Source organism: Streptomyces sp. NPDC058470 (assembly GCF_042721055.1).
In the GTDB taxonomy this organism is placed as follows: domain Bacteria; phylum Actinomycetota; class Actinomycetes; order Streptomycetales; family Streptomycetaceae; genus Streptomyces.
On the sequence record NZ_JBHXMF010000019.1, the window covers coordinates 106,896 to 121,777 of the forward strand.

A 14,882-nucleotide genomic window follows, 5' to 3' on the forward strand; every position below is an offset into this window, starting at 1 on the left:
TGCGCGAAACAATAACGGCCGCCGCATACCGCAGCCCAGAATCCGCGCATGCACAGCTACTCCGATCTCTTCCGCACCCGGGAGTTCACCCCGCTCTTCCTCTCCTCCGCGCTCCACTCGACGGCCTCGACGATCGGCGGCCTGGCCATCGGAACGCTGGTGTACAAGGCGACCGAATCACCGCTGCTGTCGGCGGTGAGCATGTTCGGGCCGCAGCTCGCCCAGGTCGTCGGCGCGACCACCCTGCTCTCGGCGGCGGACCGCCTGCCGCCCCGCTCCACGATGACGGGCATCGCCCTGTCCTTCGCCCTCGGCACGGCGGCGATGGCGATACCCGGCCTCCCGCTCTGGACGCTCTTCGCCCTCATCGCGGTCCTCGGCCTGGTCTCCTCGCTCGGCGGCGGTGTCCGCTGGGGCCTGCTGAACGAGATCCTGTCCAAGGACGGCTATCTGCTGGGCCGTTCGGTCTTCAACATGGTCAACGGCTTCACACAGATCGCGGGCTTCGCGACCGGCGGCGTGCTCGTGGCGGTGCTGTCACCGAGGGCCACGCTGGGGATCGCGGCGGCCCTGTACCTGGCGGCGGCCCTGGTCACCCGCCTCGGCCTGACCCGCCGCGCCCCGCGGGCCGCCGGCCGCCCGTCCGTCGCCCAGACCTGGCGCACCAACGCCATCCTGTGGTCCTCGCCCCCGCGCCGCAGGACGTACCTGCTCCTCTGGATCCCCAACGGTCTCGTCGTCGGCTGCGAGTCCCTGTTCGTGTCCTACGCCCCCGACCGCGCCGGTCTGCTCTTCGCCTGCGGCGCCTTCGGCATGTTCGTCGGCGACGTGATGACAGGCCGCTTCATCCCGCCGCCGGTCCGCCGCCGACTGGGCATCCCGTTCCTGCTGCTCCTGGCCACGCCGTACCTGCTCTTCGCCCTCCGCCCGGGTACGGCGATCGCGGCTGCCTGCATCGCCCTCGCCTCCGTCGGCTTCGGCGCGAGCCTCATCCAGCAGGAGCGCCTGATGGCCCTGACCCCGGACGAGTTGAGCGGCCACGCCCTCGGACTGCACTCCTCAGGCATGCTCACCATGCAGGGCGTGAGCGCTGCGCTGGCGGGGGCGGTGGCTCAACTGACGTCAGCCGGTACGGCGATGACCGCCATGGCGGCCGCGTCGATCGCCGTGACGGTGACGCTCTCAGCCGCGGGCAAGCGTGAGGAACGCCGTCCAGGTGGCGGGGGCGACGGCGAGGGCGGGGCTGTCGTCGGCGGTCTTGGAGTCGCGGACGTGGATGGTGTGCGGTGAGGTGGCGACTTCGAGGCAATCACCGCCCTGCTCGGTGCTGTAGCTGGACTTGCGCCAGGCGTACGCGACTTCGAGGCAGTCTCCGCCCTGGCTGCCGCTGTAGCTCGACTTGAACCACTGAAGTCCGGTGCTCATTGCTCTCCTAGCAGACGGTCCAGCAGGCCCTTGGTCTCCTGGGGGTTGAGAGCCTGAGTCCGCAGCATCGCATATTTGCGCTCCAGAATGGACACCTCGTCCGGGCTCGCGATCATTCTGCCGTTGAGCTGCCCCTCGACGTAGGCCACGCGCTGGTGGTCCTGCGTTTCGATGAGGACGAACGGTCCGTCGAGCGCGGCGTGGAAGTCCCTGCCCAACGGCATGACTTGGAGTGTGACGCCGGGCAGATCGGCCCACTCGCGAAGGCGACGAAGCTGCTCGGCGTAGACCTCGTCGCCGCCGAGCCGGTCCTTCAGCGTCGCCTCGGAGATGATGAAGCTGGCGGTCGGCGGGTCCTTCCGGTGCAGAACCTCCTGTCGCTCCACACGAGCCGCAACACGCTGCTCGATTTCGTCCTCCGACAGGGCGGGCACGTCGTTCCGGAAGACCGCGCGGGCGTACCCCTTGGTCTGGAGCAGCCCCGGTAAGGCCTGATTCTGGTACGAGGACAGAGCCAGCGCCTCCCGTTCCAAGTCGATGAACTCCTCGGCCCACCGAGGAAACAGATCCACCTCCGGCATGTTCTCCACCGCGACCGACAACGCCCCCTTGGTGTCGAGGAGTTCATCCAGGAACACCGCGTACTCCGCTCTCAGCGACCGTCTGCCCTGTTCGATCGAGGCGAGGGTCTGCTCGTCCAGCCTCAACTGCTCGGCCAGCTCCCGCTGGGTGTACCCGGCCGTCCTCCGGAAGACGCCGATCAGCGCCCCCACCATCTTCATGGCGGACGCGTTCTTCCTGCGGCTCTTGCCGCTCCCGCTGTTCACCCTGATGAACTCCCCACTCGGGGGCGTACGTTCACCACAGAACACCCGTACAACGGATTCCGTACGGGTTCACGCATGCCATGGACACGCCACGAACGGGGGAGCTAGTCTGGCGGCGCATTGGATCGACAACGTTGTCAGTGGGAGTCGCTATCGACAACGTTGTCGAAAGCAGTCCTCGCCCGAGTCCAACGGGTCCGAACCGGTGCCTCGCACGAACTCCCCCTTCCCCACGAGGACTTGGATCTGCCGCCATGAAACGTACTGCTGCGTATCTCGGTGCCCTGACACTCGCTGCCACGGCATGGACGGCAGGCACCGCCAACGCCGCGCCGCACGCCCCCACCCGCGTCGACAGCACGTCCTTCTCGGCCGCGCAGCAGAACGCGGCGCTGCACTTCTGGACCACCGAACGGCTGCGCGCGGCAAAGGACTTGTCCGCCCCGGCCCAGCCGACAGGAGTGACGGCTGAGACGGTCGCGCCGCAGACGGCGGGCACCGAGGTGACCGTCCCGCCGGTCACAGCGACGGGAGCCGCCGCCACGGGCGAGTTCGCGGCCGCGTCCTCGCCCACCGCCTGGACCGGGGGCGGCCTGATCAGCACGACCGCCGGCAAGGTGTTCTTCCAGAACGCGACGGGCGGGACGTACACCTGCTCGGCCACCGTCGCCAACAGCGACAACAAGTCCGTGGTCCTCACCGCGGGACACTGTGTCGTCAACGCCTCGACCGGTGAGGTCTACAAGAACTGGGTGTTCATCCCCGGATACGCCAACGGCACGCGCCCGTTCGGCACCTTCACCGCCCGAAGCCTCCTCTTCGACACCGACTACGTCTCCTCGGCCGGGAACGCCAACTGGGACTTCGCGTTCGCGGTCCTGGGCACGGTGAACAGCCGCACGCTGGTCGACACGGTGGGGGCACAGGGCGTCGCCTTCAGCTCGGCGAACGGCCAGCACGTGCACTCCTTCGGCTACGGCGGCTCCAGCGCCGAGGGCAGCGGGGAGCGCCTCAACCACTGCGAGGGCAACGAGTTCATCGACGCCGGGCGGGTCGGTTCCACGATGTGGGGCATCGACTGCGTGCAGACCGGCGGTTCCAGCGGCGGAGGGTTCCTGTCCAGCTTCGACACCTCGACCGGCTCCGGCTTCCTGATCGGAAACATCAGCGTCAGCTCGGGCAGCAACGAGTACCACCCGGTGCTCGGTGACGAAGCCCTCGGCGTCTACCGCCAGGCGGGCGCGGCCTGACCGGACAGCAGCCGCCGCCGGGCCACCCCCGTCAGGGGCGTGTCCCGGCGGCGTGCGCCGTCCCGGTCGTTTCACCCGCTGCTCTTCAGAAGTAGCTGTCCGCCGCACGAGGCGAGGTCTGCGGTTGCCGGAACCCCGACCACCGGAACCTGCTCACCAGTCTCGATGTCAGTGCCCCGGCCTAGTGTGGGATCGACCGGAAACAGAGGAGGATTTCCCATGACGACCCTGCCCGACAGGCCGAACACCGCGCTTCTCGTCATTGACGTTCAGAACGGGGTGGTGGCGGACGCCCACGACCGTGACGGCGTGATCGCGAACATCAACATCCTGGTCGACAAGGCCCGCGCGCAGGACGTACCCGTGGTGTGGGTGCAGCACTCGGACGACCAGCTCAAGAGGGACAGTGAGAGCTGGCAGTACGTGCCGGAGCTGGTCCGCGGTGCCGCGGAGCCGCTCGTCCACAAGCTCTACGGCGACTCCTTCGAGGACACCGAGCTGGAAGCGCTGCTCGCCGAGCGCGGCGTGGGCCGCCTCGTCGTTACCGGCGCCCAGACCGACGCCTGTATCCGGTCAACCCTGCACGGCGCCTTCGTCCGTGGCTACGACGTGACGCTGGTCGCCGACGCCCACACGACGGAAGACCTCACGGCGTACGGCGCACCGCCCCCGGCCCAGGTCATCGCGCACACCAACCTGTACTGGCAGGAGCAGAGCGCGCCCGGACGGCTCGGCGGGACCACGGAGACCACCTCGGTGACTTTCTGAGCGGAGTCGGAGGGTGCAGGGTGGCCGCGCCCTCCGATCCGCACCCTTCCCCTCCGCACCCTCCCGATCCGCACCCTCCCGATCCGCACCCTCCCGATCCGCACCCTTCCATTACGACAGGCACCCTTGACAGGGTGCGTACCTTTCGCGACGTTTGAGCCCCTGGGCATGGAAGTGACGGGGCGGACGCGGAGGGCGCGTCATGGGGGATTTGGGGGAGCGGTCGTCTATGCGATCTTCTGAGACGGACATCACGATCCACAGACCCGAGGAGCTGAGTTCCTCGCTGTGCGAGGCCTGGCATCGGGCGATGGACGAGTCACCGGACTACGCGAACCCTTTCCTGGCACCGGAGTTCGCCGCCGGGATCGGCAGACACCGCAGCGGGGCACGGGTGGCGGTCCTGCACGAGAACGGAGAACCGGTCGGCTTCCTCCCGTACGAGCGCAACGCTTTCGGCGTCGGCCGGGCCATCGGGCTCGGCCTCTCCGACTGCCAGGCCCTCGTGCACCGCCCCGGGGTCACCTGGGACCCCCAGCGACTGCTGAAGGCCTGTGGGCTGTCCGTCTTCGAGTTCGACCACCTCGTCGAGGAGCAGAGACCTTTCGGCAGATACGTCACGGGGACGTTCGCCTCACCGGTGCTCGACCTGAAGGTCGGCGACGGCAGCTACGCGGAGTGGCTGCGCGGCGCCTATCCCGGTCTGGCCAAGACGACGCTGAAGAAGGAACGCCGCCTGGGACGCGACCTGGGCGAGATGCGGTTCGTCTACGACGAGCGCGATCCGCGCATGTTGCATCAGCTCATGGAGTGGAAGTCCGCCCAGTACCGCAGGACGGGACGGATGGACCGGTTCGCGCGGCCGTGGATCGTGGACCTCGTGGACCAGCTGTTCCACGTCCGCGAGGAGCACTTCACCGGCGTGCTGTCCGTGGTGTACGCCGGCGACCGGCCGGTGGCGGCGCACTTCGGACCGACCTCGCGCACGGTGTTCGCCGCGTGGTTCACGACGTACGACCCCGAACTCCGCTACTACTCACCCGGGTTGATCATGCACCTGCGGATGGCCGAGGCGGCGGGTCGGCAGGGCGTGCGGACCATGGACATGGGGCGCGGCGACAAGGAGTACAAGGACTGGCTCAAGACTCGCGAGCTGCGCGTGGGCGAAGGGTTCGCCACCCGCCCCAACCCGGTGGCGACGGCGCACCGCTTGTGGCGCAGGCCCGTCCGCGGCCTGCGGAACACGGTCCTGGCCCACCCCGGGCTGCGGAAGCCGGCCGACCGGCTCCTGAAGACGGCCGGCACCCTGCGCACCTCGGCCCGCCCGGGCTCGACCAGAGCGGAACCCCGCGCCCGCTGAGCAAGCTCGCCCCCCTTCCCCCCACCCCCGTCCGCACGCGACGCCGGGGCCGGCCCCGCGCGCTCTGTCCCTCCCTGAACCGGCCGAACCACAACGGCAGAACGGCAGAACGGCACATCGGCACATCGGCAGAACGGCACATCGACAGAACGGAAGAGGTGACGATGTCGTACGGATCACGGCTCGCTGCGACGATGTCACGGCGGCTCGGGCGGGAATGCGTCTACACACCCTCGGCCCGGCTCGCCCTGTATTTGGCGCTACGGCGCTGGTGCCGACCGGGCGCACGGGTACTGATGTCGCCGGTCAACGACGACGTGATCCTCTTCGTCGTCCTCGCGGCCGGACTGCGCCCCGTGCAGGCCCCGGTGTCGGCGTGGGACGGCAACATCGACCCGGCCGCCGTACCGGAGTCGACCTGGCGGAACGTGGACGCCGTCCTGACCACGAACCTGTACGGGATCCCGGACCGGGTCGCCGAACTGAGCCTAAGATGCCAGGAGTTGGGGATCCCGCTGTTCGAGGACGCGGCGCACGCCATCGGCACGCGCGTCGACGGGCAGCCGATCGGAACCTTCGGGAGAGCGGCGGCGTTCAGCCTGTCCAAGCATGCCGCGTCGACGGCCGGCGGCTTCCTCGCCGTAGAAGACGCGCGCACCCGGCGGGAGTTGGAGGCCCTGCGCGACGAACTCCTCACGCCGCGCCGACTCCACGACGACCTGACCGCGACCCTGCGACCGCTGGCCCGTTCCACCGTGCGCACCCTCCACCTGGTGCGTCCGGTCTGGCGGACGCTCCAGCGCCTCGGGTTGCTCGAACGCGACGACTACCGCATGGCCCTGCACGCCCCACGGCTCGCCGACCGTGCGCGAGAGGCCCCGAGCCTCACCGCGTACGAGCCCTGGGTCCGTGTCGACCTGCACGGCTTCCGCTCCCGCCACGGAGCCCTGGTACGTGGGCAGTTGGAGCTGCGGATGGCCGGCCTCGACGCCAACCTCAGCCGACGTGGCGTCGGTGTCTCGCTGCTCGCGGGCACCCCCTGGGCGTCCCCGGCGCTCCGTGACAGTGCGGCGCGCCCCGACCCGCTCCCTCTCTTCAGGGCCCCGCTCCTGGTCCACGACCGCGACGCCCTCATCGACCGTCTGGTGAGCCACGGAGTGGTCACGGGTTATGTCTACGACCCTCCACTCGACGACTACGCGGGCGCGGAGTTCGTGGAACCGTCGCCCGACCCGGCGGCAGCCCGCTGGTTCGCCTCCCACGTACTTCCCGCCGACCCGCTCCTGGCGCGCAGGATCGCCCGGGCCCTGACGAGTGAAGGGACCGCACCCGCGTCCCCGCTCCGCACTACTTCGGGCTGAAGGTGATCACCGGGGTGTAGTCGGTTCCGGCGTGGAACTCCACCCGTTGGGTGCCGGTCGGTGAGCCGATCCCGGTCAGCGGCAGCGTCCAGGTCCGGGTGGCGCCGCTGACCGTCATCGTGGGGCCGGCCGCGGCCTGGGTCCAGTTCCAGCCGGTCGACAGGCTCTTGTAGAGGACGCCGTTCTCGATCATGTAGTCGGCACCGAGGGCCGACAGCGACGGAAAGGGGAGCCGGTAACCGGTCGCGGTGTTGCCGTCGGTGTTGATGAAGGCGTGGTAATACCTCTGCGCGGTGTTGAAGGTCGCCTGGAGTGTGACGATTCCGGGCCCGGCGCAGGCCGAGTAGTCGGTGAGGGGGCCGGAGCCTGCGGTGGGGGTGCAGGCGGCGGCGCCTTGATCGCTGTTGCCCGACTCGGTGGGACCGCTGTTGCCGTCGGCGGCCGGGGTGGTGGACGGCTGCGCGGGCGCGGGCGTGCGGGTGGCACCGTCGGTGCCGGATCCCGTGACCGACGGCTGCGGCGACGCGCTCGTGCCGCTCGCCGACGGTGCGACGGACGGCGGGGCCGAGCCGAGCCCGCTCGGCGTGCTCTCGTACGCCCCGCCACCCCGGGTGGTGTCCGGTACGGCGCCCCGCACCGACTCCGACGATCGCGCGCCACCGGCGCGGACCACGAGGACGGCACCGCCGATCAGCGCGGCCCCGGCCACGACGGCGCCGACCAGTAACGCCGTCCGGGGTAACCGGCGTCCGGCCGGGGGGCGGGTCCTCGTCGGGGTGGCGGCCGTGCCCGTGACCGGGTATTTCGGCGGCGTGGCGGTGAGCGCCTGGTCCGTTGTCGTGGCGGCGAGCTCCGCCGCGAACGCGGCCGCCGCCGCGGACATCGGTGGCGCGGCGGGCTCGGGCTCCGCCCAGGGCGCGGAACCGTCGTGGCCCCCGGAACCGGAACCTGGCCCGACGAAGGCGGCGGCGATCGCCGACGGGCCCCTGGACCGGCGTGGCAGCGGAGCCTGCACTATTTGGCGTCCCTTCAGAAGGGCGAGCTGTGCCGAACGCGTCCGGCCTTCAGAAGGGCGAGCTGTGCCGAACGCGTCCGGCCTTCAGAAGAGCAAGTTACGCCGAACGCGTCCGGCAGCGCTGAGTCGCCGATCGTACCGGGGTTCGATAGGACTCCGAGCCACCTTGAGATGGCTCGTTGTCGTCAACTCACCTGAAAGAGAAGGCTGTTGGTGCCGGTCGCTGCACTCCCTGTCAGGGGGCCGGGCTGTCCGGTTGCCGGGCGCGGGGGAGCCGGATGGTGAACACGGCGCCGTTGCCGGGCTCGCTGTCGGCGGTGATGGTCCCCCCGTGCGCCTCGACGAACTGGCGGACGATGGACAGCCCCAGTCCGCTGCCGCCGGTGTGTCTGCTGCGGGACTCGTCGGCTCGCCAGAAACGCTCGAAGACATGGGGCAGTTCCTCGGGCGCGATGCCGTTGCCCGTGTCCCGCACGGTGAGGACGGCCAGGTCGCCGCTCTGCCGGGCGGCGAGCGTGACCGTGCCGCTCGCGGGGGTGTGCCGGAGCGCGTTGGAGAGGAGGTTGCCCAGAGCCTGCCGCATGCCTGGCCTCGGTACGCACACACTGTCCGAAATCCCCGCGAACGCGCGCCAGGTCGTGCTGGTCACCGGACAGGGCAGGAACTCCTCGGCCTCGCAGGTGGTGCTTTACCAGCGCACCGGCACCGGCACCGGCACCGGCACCGGCACGGGCCGGGAGCCGCCTGGCCCGCCCACAACGCCCTCCAGGGCTGGACGGACGACCGCCACGCCGGTGATCTCTGGTCGCCCATCGGCGTGTTCGCCCTCACCGACGCCGACGGAGTGCTCGCCGACCCCGGCACCAAACTGCCGTACGACCAGTCGCAGGGCTTCACCATCGGCGGCACGGGCCTCGAGGGCGAACCGCTCGCGGGCTCCTTCGACTACGTCATAGCCATCAACTACAACCGCGAACCCGGGACTTCACCTCTCGACCGGACCCGCCCCCTCGGCACGGGCAAGGGCGGCGGCATATGGCTGCACGTCGACTACGGCGGCCCCACGCACGGCTGCGTGAGCCTGGAGGAGGATCACCTTGAGCAACTCCTGCGCACGCTCGACCCCGACCGGCACCCGGTGATCGTCATGGGGGACGCCGAGTCCCTCGCACGGTGATCAGCTGGTAGGGCGTCCGGCGATCCACTCCGCCAGGGCGAGCAGAGTGGACTCCGCGCTGTCGGCCATGTGGTCGCGCAAGGCCTGAACGTCTTCGAGGGTTCTGCCCAGGACCGGATCGCTACGCAGCAACTGCCACGACTGCTGGACGATGCTGCCGCTGCCCTGCTCGCGGAAGTGCCAGTCCCAACGCACGATGCGATGGTCGGTTCCGCCGACGACGAAGGCGAACGCGGCGCCCGGATCAGCTTGCACCACCTCGGAGTCGGTGACCCATTCCCGCCCGTCCCGGCGATTGCGGCCACTGAACCGGGCACCGACCCATGGACCGTCGCCCGGCGCGTAGTTCACCTCGCTGGCACTCGGGCTCCACGTCTCGATCAGTGACACGTCGCTGACGAGGCGGTAGACGAAATCAGGCGTCGCGTCGACCCAGCACCGCCGGGTGAAGGCGAAGGGGGTCAGGTCGATCCCTGCGAGGGGGTGTGAGTCGGTGTCGGTGGTGCTCATGGATTCCATGGATTCCTGTCGGCTGCGGTGCGTACGAATACGTAGGGGCATGCGGCTCATCGTGGGGTCCGGGGCAGGGGCGAGCCAGACCCTGCGGATCCCTACCCCGGCGGGGTCAGGCGCGGATCGTCGGCGGTGCGCATACTCGGCACCATGAACAAGCACGGGCAGCTCGCCGACTTCCTCCAGGCACGCCGGGGCCAACTGCGCCCCGAGGACGTCGGGTTGCGGACGTACGGCGAACGGCGTCGGGTGCCGGGGCTGCGGCGGGAGGAGCTCGCGATGCTCGCAGGCATCAGCGCGCCCTACTACACCCGCCTGGAGCAGGGCCAGTCACGCAACGCCTCGCGCGAGGTGCTCGACGCCATCGCCGGCGCCCTGCGCCTGGACGACTCCGAGCGGGCCCATCTGCACGCCCTGGCCCGTGCGCCCAGACGGCCAAGTCCCCTCGTACGGCCGCGCGTTGAACGCATCAACCCGGCAACCAGCGCGCTGCTGGCAGCCATTGACGGCACACCCGCCATAGCCATCGGCCGCCGCACCGACGTCCTGGCCTGGAACCGGCCAGGGCATGGGCTGTTCGCCGGCCACCTCGATCCGGGCAGCCCCGACGACCCGGGCCGACGGCCGAACATGGCCAGGCTGGTCTTCCTCGACGCGCACACCCGCGACCTGTACGCCGACTGGCCCGCCAAGGCCCGTGCGGTGGTGGGCAATCTGCGGCTGACGGCCGGCAAGCACCCGACCGATCCGCTGCTGGCCTCGCTGATCGGCGAACTGACCATGCGCAGCGAGCAGTTCGCCGAGATGTGGGCCGATCACCGGGTCCTGGCCTGCGATGTCGCCGACTACGAGATGCGACATCCCCTCGTCGGGACGGTGACAGTCACCCAACAGACACTGCAGAACCCGCAAGGCGACGGCCCGACCCTGGTGGTGGCCACCGCCGCCCCCGGTTCCCCCTCCGCGACCGCCCTGACCCTGCTCGCCCACGCGACCGCGCCACGAGAGGCGACGCTGCCGCGCCGGGGCTCTGACATCCGCACGACCACCTGACCGGGCCGATCCGAGCCCGTTCCGTCGCCTGAGGGCGGTGCGCCCGGCGCGTGAGTTCTGTATCCGCGCCGGCATCCCTTCGAAGGCGTCCTCTCGACCACGGCGCCGCACCACGGCTGCCGCCTGCCCGAAACCAGTGAAGGAACCCTGCCCATGCGCACGCCCAGGTCCATGCGAAGCATCAAGATCACCATGTCAGCCATAGCGGTGCTCGCATCCGTCGTTACAGCGGCAACTCCGGCCAACGCACAGTTGGCAGGCGAGCCCCTGACAGATGTGCGGATCGCCACCCACTTCGACCTGTCCGCGGGCCAGATGCCGGAGAACATCACTCTGCTCCCCGACGGCACGGCGGACGTCACCTTCGCCGCCAGCCGCCAGGTCGCTCAGATCACCCCCCAGGGCGCGACCCGCATCCTGGCAACGCTGCCCGCACCCACCGACGGCGGCGTCAACACCCCAGCCCTCGGCTTCCCCCTGGCCACCGGCATCGTCCACACCTCGGACGGCACGGTGTACGTGCTCTACGCAACCGGCACGGCCGACCTGACGGGCCTGTGGCGGCTGCGCCCCGGACAGTCCCCGCAGCGCATCGCCGCACTCCCCGCGGGCGGCCTGCCCAACGGCCTGGCCCTGGACGAGCACGGCGAACAGCTCTACATCACCGACTCGGTGCTCGGCACCGTATGGAGCGTCCCCGTCACCGGCGGCACAGTCACCGCATGGTCCACCGCCCCCGAACTCGCCTCGACCGGCTTCCTCGGAGCCAACGGCGCGAAGGTACACCGCGGCGCGCTCTGGGTGACCAACCTCGACAAGGGCACCCTCCTGCGCATCCCGATCCGCCCCGGAAACCGAGCGGGAACCCCGCAAGTCAGGGCCTCGGGCCTGACCGGCATCGACGACTTCGCCTTCACCGGCCACGGAGACGAAGTCCTCGCCGCACTCAACGCCCCCAACACAGTCGTACGCATCCACCCCAACGGCACCACCACCACCGTCCTGGACGCCAGCAACGGCCTCCAGAACCCCACCTCCATAGCCCTGCACGGCAACAACGTCTACATCCTCAACGCCGCCTACTTCACAGCCACCGACCCCAACCTCGTACGCGCCCGCCTGCACAGTCACCAATAGATGCCGGCGACTCTGTGTTGTCGATCGGCTCGGTGCTGTCGGTGCTGTCGGTGGGGTCCGTCGGTTCGGCCTTGTCGGTGGGCTCGATCGGAGGCGCCCCGTTGTTGGCCCGGCTGCTGCACAAGTCCGAAACCGATACCGAACAACTCTGTACCGAACAACTCTGTTGAGAGGATGAGGTGAGCCACTCCCCGCCAATTGGCCTGTGACCTGGGCGCAGCGCCCTGAGAAGCTGCACTCCATCGCCGATTGCCGTGCTGTGAGGAGTTGCCATGCAGGTAGCCGTGGTCACCTTTGACGGATTCAACGAGCTCGACAGTTTCATCGCCTCCGCGCTGATCAACCGGTGCCGTAAGGACGGCTTGGAGGCCTTCATCACGACACCGGCGCCGGTGGTCACCTCGATGAACGGCGTCGAGGTGACCGGGCAGCGCCCGATGGAGTACGTGACCGAAGCGGACGTCGTGCTGATCGGCAGCGGCGTGAAGGCGCGCGAGGTGGTCGCCGACGACCGGCTGATCTCCCGGCTGGCACTGGACCCCTCGCGACAGCTGATCGGCGCGCAGTGCTCCGGCGCTCTGGTGCTCGCCCGGCTCGGGTTGCTGGACGGCATGCCGGCCTGCACGGACATGAAGACCCGGCCCTTTGTGGAGGCCCGCAACGTCACGGTGCTGGACGCGCCCTTCCACGCCGAGGGGAACATCGCCACGGCGGGCGGCTGCATGGCGTCCCAGTACCTCGCCACATGGGTGATCACCCGAACCCTCGGAGAGGCCGCCGCACGCGACGTCATCGACTATGTGGCTCCGGTCGGCGAGAACCAGGAAACCGTCGACCGCGCCATGCGAGCCGTCCACGCAGGCGAGGCGGTACTGCACTGAGGGCCCACGACATCGTTCGCGCTCGGCTGCAGCCTCGTACATCAGCTGGCGAGGGCCGGAAGCCCTCCCGCCCAACCGGGCAGAAGGGCTTCTGACCTGCTGCTTTGCTGTGCCCCCGGCAGGATTCGAACCTGCGACACCCGCTTTAGGAGAGCGGTGCTCTATCCCCTGAGCTACGAAGGCGGGGCCCTGCCTGAGACACGGTGGGTAACTCTGGGTGAGTGTTCAGCCAGGTCTCTGCAAGGTCTGTGCTGCCGCTAGGAGCAGCTTCGGACAGGGTAGCGGATGTGGGCTGGGTGGTGGGGCGGCCGGGGGCGGGGCAGGTGACCGGCTTGCCGGCGGGGTTTGCGGGGGCGCCTCCAGAACTCACCCCACCGGTACCCGCCTGAAGCGCCCCGCGACCCGCAGGTCCGCCTCGATTCGCCCGGCCGTGGTGTGGAGTTCGGGCAGGATGTCGTGGACGCACTCCTCGGCGGTACGGCGACTGCTGTGCAGGGCGACGTTCACGGCGGCGACGGCCCGCCCGCCGCGCTCGCGCACCGGAACGGCGACGGATCGCAGCCCCTCCTCCAACTCCTCGTCGGTCAGGGAGTATCCGGCTTCCCGTACGCGGTCCAGTTCGGCCCGCAGCTGCTGGGGATCGGTGAGGGTACGAGGGGTCAGCGGGAGCAGTTCCGGAAGGTGCGGGTCGGGGAGGTCGGCGAGCAGGACGCGGCCCAGTGAGGTGGCGTACGCGGGCAGCCGGGTGCCGACGGTGACGTTGACGCTCATCACGCGGCTGGTGGCGACACGTGCCGCGTACTGGATCTCGTCGCCGGTCAGCACCGCGAGCGACACCGACTCGTGCAACCGGTGGGAGAGTTCGGCGAGGTGGGGGAGGGCGATGTCGGGGAGCGAGGTCCTGGACAGCGGGGGGAAGCCGAGGCCCAGGACGCGCGGGGTGAGCCGGAAGACGCGGCCGTGTGTGGTGACGTAACCGAGGTGCTCCAGGGTGATCAGGGCGCGCCGGGCGGTGGCGCGGGCCAGCCCGGTCGCCTGGGCGACCTCCGTGAGGGTCAGCTCGGCGCGGCCCTCGCCGAAGGAGGTGATCACGGTCAGTCCGCGGGCCAGCGATTCGATGAACTCCCGGCCCAGTTCCTGCTTGGAGGCGCCGGTCCAGGTGGCGAGGCCGGAGGGGGCGGTCGGTTCGGCGGCGGGCGGGGTCACGCGCAGTTCCCGTTCCATCGCGGCCACGGCCGTCCGCAGCCGGGGCAGCAGGGTGTCCCGCAGGTCGGCCGCGGTGTGCCGGCTGGTGTGACTGACCACGCTCACCACGCAGGCGATGCGCCCCGCCTCCCGTACCGGCATGGAAAGGGCGACGAGCCCGGGCTCGATGAGCTGGTCGTCGAGCGCCCAGCCGTCCTTGCGGGCTTCGTCCGTACGCGTCTCGAAGTCGTCGCCGACGGTGACGAGCCGGACGGGCGGGGCGGGCCGGGCCGCGTGGTCACGGTTGGCGGACTCGCGGGACCCGGACGGTGCGTCGGCGAACGGCCGGCTCCGTGCCGGTACGGCGGGGAAACCGCGGTCCTCCGGATCGGCGGCCCGGCGTTCGTGCCACCGCGCCCACTCCGTCTCGCCCCACTCGGTGGCGAACAGGGGGCCGGGGGCGGTGCGTTCGGCGGGGAGCAGGTCGCCGATGCGGAAGCTCAGGGACATGGCGCGGCGCCGGGTCGCCTGGTGGATGAAGCGGATGCCGTCCCGGTCGCCGACGGCGAGGGACACCGACTCGTCGAGTTCGTCGGCGAGGGCGTCGGCGTGCGCGTCCAGGAGGCGGGGGAGGCGGAGGGCGCCGAGGTAGGCGTTGCCGAGTTCCATCAGGCGCGGGGCGAGTACGGCGTCCCGGCCGTCGAGTCGTACGTACCCCATGCGCGCGAGCGTCGCGGTGATGCGGTCGACGGTGGAACGCGCGAGCCCGGTGGCCCGCTCGAGGCCGCTGAGGCTGGACACTCCGTCGGCCTCGGTCAGCCGCCGCAGTACGGCGATCCCGCGCATGAGGGGGGCCACGGCCTCGGTGGGCACGGCGGTCCCGGTCAACACGGTTCCGCTTCCGCTCCCCTCTTCGGTCTCGGTCTCGTC

General features: G+C 70.2%; 13 protein-coding genes, 1 tRNA gene and 2 pseudogenes. 9 read left to right on the forward strand and 7 right to left on the reverse strand.

Annotated elements, in window-relative coordinates; genetic code table 11:
- Positions 1 to 48: 48 nt before the first annotated feature.
- Complete coding sequence (locus ACFWP7_RS16455; RefSeq protein ID WP_384381965.1) at positions 49 to 1,290, forward strand: MFS transporter; 1,242 nt, start codon at positions 49 to 51, stop codon at positions 1,288 to 1,290.
- Here ACFWP7_RS16455 and ACFWP7_RS16460 read toward each other — a convergent pair.
- A complete protein-coding gene (locus tag ACFWP7_RS16460; RefSeq protein ID WP_384381967.1) occupies positions 1,183 to 1,425 on the reverse strand; it encodes a DUF397 domain-containing protein in 243 nt (80 codons plus the stop codon). The two genes, ACFWP7_RS16455 and ACFWP7_RS16460, sit on opposite strands and share 108 nt — an antisense overlap.
- The gene (locus ACFWP7_RS16465) at positions 1,422 to 2,207 is read right to left on the reverse strand and encodes a Scr1 family TA system antitoxin-like transcriptional regulator (protein WP_384382029.1); all 786 of its coding nucleotides are present in this window, start codon (positions 2,205 to 2,207) and stop codon (positions 1,422 to 1,424) included. Before ACFWP7_RS16465 ends, ACFWP7_RS16460 begins: the two co-directional genes overlap by 4 nt.
- 299 nt (positions 2,208 to 2,506) lie before the next feature.
- Here ACFWP7_RS16465 and ACFWP7_RS16470 point away from each other — a divergent pair, with 299 nt between their 5' ends.
- The 4 genes from ACFWP7_RS16470 (at position 2,507) to ACFWP7_RS16485 (ending at position 6,991) form a co-directional block, all read left to right on the forward strand.
- The gene (locus ACFWP7_RS16470) at positions 2,507 to 3,502 is read left to right on the forward strand and encodes a trypsin-like serine peptidase (RefSeq protein WP_384381969.1); all 996 of its coding nucleotides are present in this window, start codon (positions 2,507 to 2,509) and stop codon (positions 3,500 to 3,502) included.
- Between the two features lie 219 nt (positions 3,503 to 3,721).
- Positions 3,722 to 4,270, forward strand: coding sequence for a cysteine hydrolase family protein (locus tag ACFWP7_RS16475; protein WP_384381971.1), 549 nt, complete (start codon positions 3,722 to 3,724; stop codon positions 4,268 to 4,270).
- Between the two features lie 229 nt (positions 4,271 to 4,499).
- A complete protein-coding gene (locus tag ACFWP7_RS16480) occupies positions 4,500 to 5,630 on the forward strand; it encodes a GNAT family N-acetyltransferase (protein ID WP_384381973.1) in 1,131 nt (376 codons plus the stop codon).
- Positions 5,631 to 5,794: 164 nt separating this feature from the next.
- A complete protein-coding gene (locus ACFWP7_RS16485) occupies positions 5,795 to 6,991 on the forward strand; it encodes a DegT/DnrJ/EryC1/StrS family aminotransferase (RefSeq protein ID WP_384381975.1) in 1,197 nt (398 codons plus the stop codon).
- Here ACFWP7_RS16485 and ACFWP7_RS16490 read toward each other — a convergent pair.
- Positions 6,978 to 8,006, reverse strand: a complete 1,029-nt coding sequence (locus ACFWP7_RS16490; RefSeq protein ID WP_384381977.1) for a hypothetical protein — start codon at positions 8,004 to 8,006, stop codon at positions 6,978 to 6,980. The two genes, ACFWP7_RS16485 and ACFWP7_RS16490, sit on opposite strands and share 14 nt — an antisense overlap.
- A 235-nt stretch (positions 8,007 to 8,241) precedes the next feature.
- Positions 8,242 to 8,589, reverse strand: a pseudogene (locus ACFWP7_RS16495) (sensor histidine kinase); the annotation flags it as partial.
- Here ACFWP7_RS16495 and ACFWP7_RS16500 point away from each other — a divergent pair.
- Positions 8,483 to 9,183: pseudogene (locus tag ACFWP7_RS16500) on the forward strand (L,D-transpeptidase family protein). The pseudogenes ACFWP7_RS16495 and ACFWP7_RS16500 overlap by 107 nt on opposite strands.
- On the opposite strand, the gene ACFWP7_RS16505 reads toward ACFWP7_RS16500, so the two are convergent.
- Complete coding sequence (locus ACFWP7_RS16505; protein WP_384381979.1) at positions 9,184 to 9,744, reverse strand: SRPBCC family protein; 561 nt, start codon at positions 9,742 to 9,744, stop codon at positions 9,184 to 9,186.
- 102 nt (positions 9,745 to 9,846) lie between these two features.
- On the opposite strand from ACFWP7_RS16505, the gene ACFWP7_RS16510 reads away from it, so the two are divergent.
- The 3 genes from ACFWP7_RS16510 (at position 9,847) to ACFWP7_RS16520 (ending at position 12,767) form a co-directional block, all read left to right on the forward strand.
- Entirely contained in the window at positions 9,847 to 10,749 is a 903-nt protein-coding gene (locus ACFWP7_RS16510) for a helix-turn-helix domain-containing protein (protein ID WP_384381981.1), read from the forward strand.
- Positions 10,750 to 10,902: 153 nt separating this feature from the next.
- The gene (locus ACFWP7_RS16515; protein WP_384381983.1) at positions 10,903 to 11,886 is read left to right on the forward strand and encodes a hypothetical protein; all 984 of its coding nucleotides are present in this window, start codon (positions 10,903 to 10,905) and stop codon (positions 11,884 to 11,886) included.
- Between the two features lie 272 nt (positions 11,887 to 12,158).
- Positions 12,159 to 12,767, forward strand: coding sequence for a DJ-1/PfpI family protein (locus ACFWP7_RS16520; RefSeq protein ID WP_384381985.1), 609 nt, complete (start codon positions 12,159 to 12,161; stop codon positions 12,765 to 12,767).
- Positions 12,768 to 12,877: 110 nt separating this feature from the next.
- On the opposite strand, the gene ACFWP7_RS16525 is transcribed toward ACFWP7_RS16520, so the two are convergent.
- Both ACFWP7_RS16525 and ACFWP7_RS16530 read right to left on the reverse strand, forming a co-directional pair.
- Positions 12,878 to 12,950 (reverse strand) — tRNA-Arg (locus ACFWP7_RS16525).
- 183 nt (positions 12,951 to 13,133) lie between these two features.
- Positions 13,134 to 14,798 (reverse strand): IclR family transcriptional regulator C-terminal domain-containing protein, encoded by a 1,665-nt coding sequence (locus ACFWP7_RS16530; protein WP_384382031.1) that lies wholly within the window; start codon positions 14,796 to 14,798, stop codon positions 13,134 to 13,136.
- Between the last annotated feature and the right edge of the window lie 84 nt (positions 14,799 to 14,882).

Excerpts from the sequence above, each read along its gene's own strand:
- ACFWP7_RS16455 (WP_384381965.1), top strand. The coding sequence starts at position 49 with ATGCACAGCTACTCCGATCTCTTCCGCACCCGGGAGTTCACCCCGCTC.
- ACFWP7_RS16460 (WP_384381967.1), bottom strand. The coding sequence starts at position 1,425 with ATGAGCACCGGACTTCAGTGGTTCAAGTCGAGCTACAGCGGCAGCCAG.
- ACFWP7_RS16465 (WP_384382029.1), bottom strand. The coding sequence starts at position 2,207 with ATGAAGATGGTGGGGGCGCTGATCGGCGTCTTCCGGAGGACGGCCGGG.
- ACFWP7_RS16470 (WP_384381969.1), top strand. The coding sequence starts at position 2,507 with ATGAAACGTACTGCTGCGTATCTCGGTGCCCTGACACTCGCTGCCACG.
- ACFWP7_RS16475 (WP_384381971.1), top strand. The coding sequence starts at position 3,722 with ATGACGACCCTGCCCGACAGGCCGAACACCGCGCTTCTCGTCATTGAC.
- ACFWP7_RS16480 (WP_384381973.1), top strand. The coding sequence starts at position 4,500 with ATGCGATCTTCTGAGACGGACATCACGATCCACAGACCCGAGGAGCTG.
- ACFWP7_RS16485 (WP_384381975.1), top strand. The coding sequence starts at position 5,795 with ATGTCGTACGGATCACGGCTCGCTGCGACGATGTCACGGCGGCTCGGG.
- ACFWP7_RS16505 (WP_384381979.1), bottom strand. The coding sequence starts at position 9,744 with ATGCCCCTACGTATTCGTACGCACCGCAGCCGACAGGAATCCATGGAA.
- ACFWP7_RS16510 (WP_384381981.1), top strand. The coding sequence starts at position 9,847 with ATGAACAAGCACGGGCAGCTCGCCGACTTCCTCCAGGCACGCCGGGGC.
- ACFWP7_RS16515 (WP_384381983.1), top strand. The coding sequence starts at position 10,903 with ATGCGCACGCCCAGGTCCATGCGAAGCATCAAGATCACCATGTCAGCC.
- ACFWP7_RS16520 (WP_384381985.1), top strand. The coding sequence starts at position 12,159 with ATGCAGGTAGCCGTGGTCACCTTTGACGGATTCAACGAGCTCGACAGT.
- ACFWP7_RS16530 (WP_384382031.1), bottom strand. The coding sequence starts at position 14,798 with ATGCGCGGGATCGCCGTACTGCGGCGGCTGACCGAGGCCGACGGAGTG.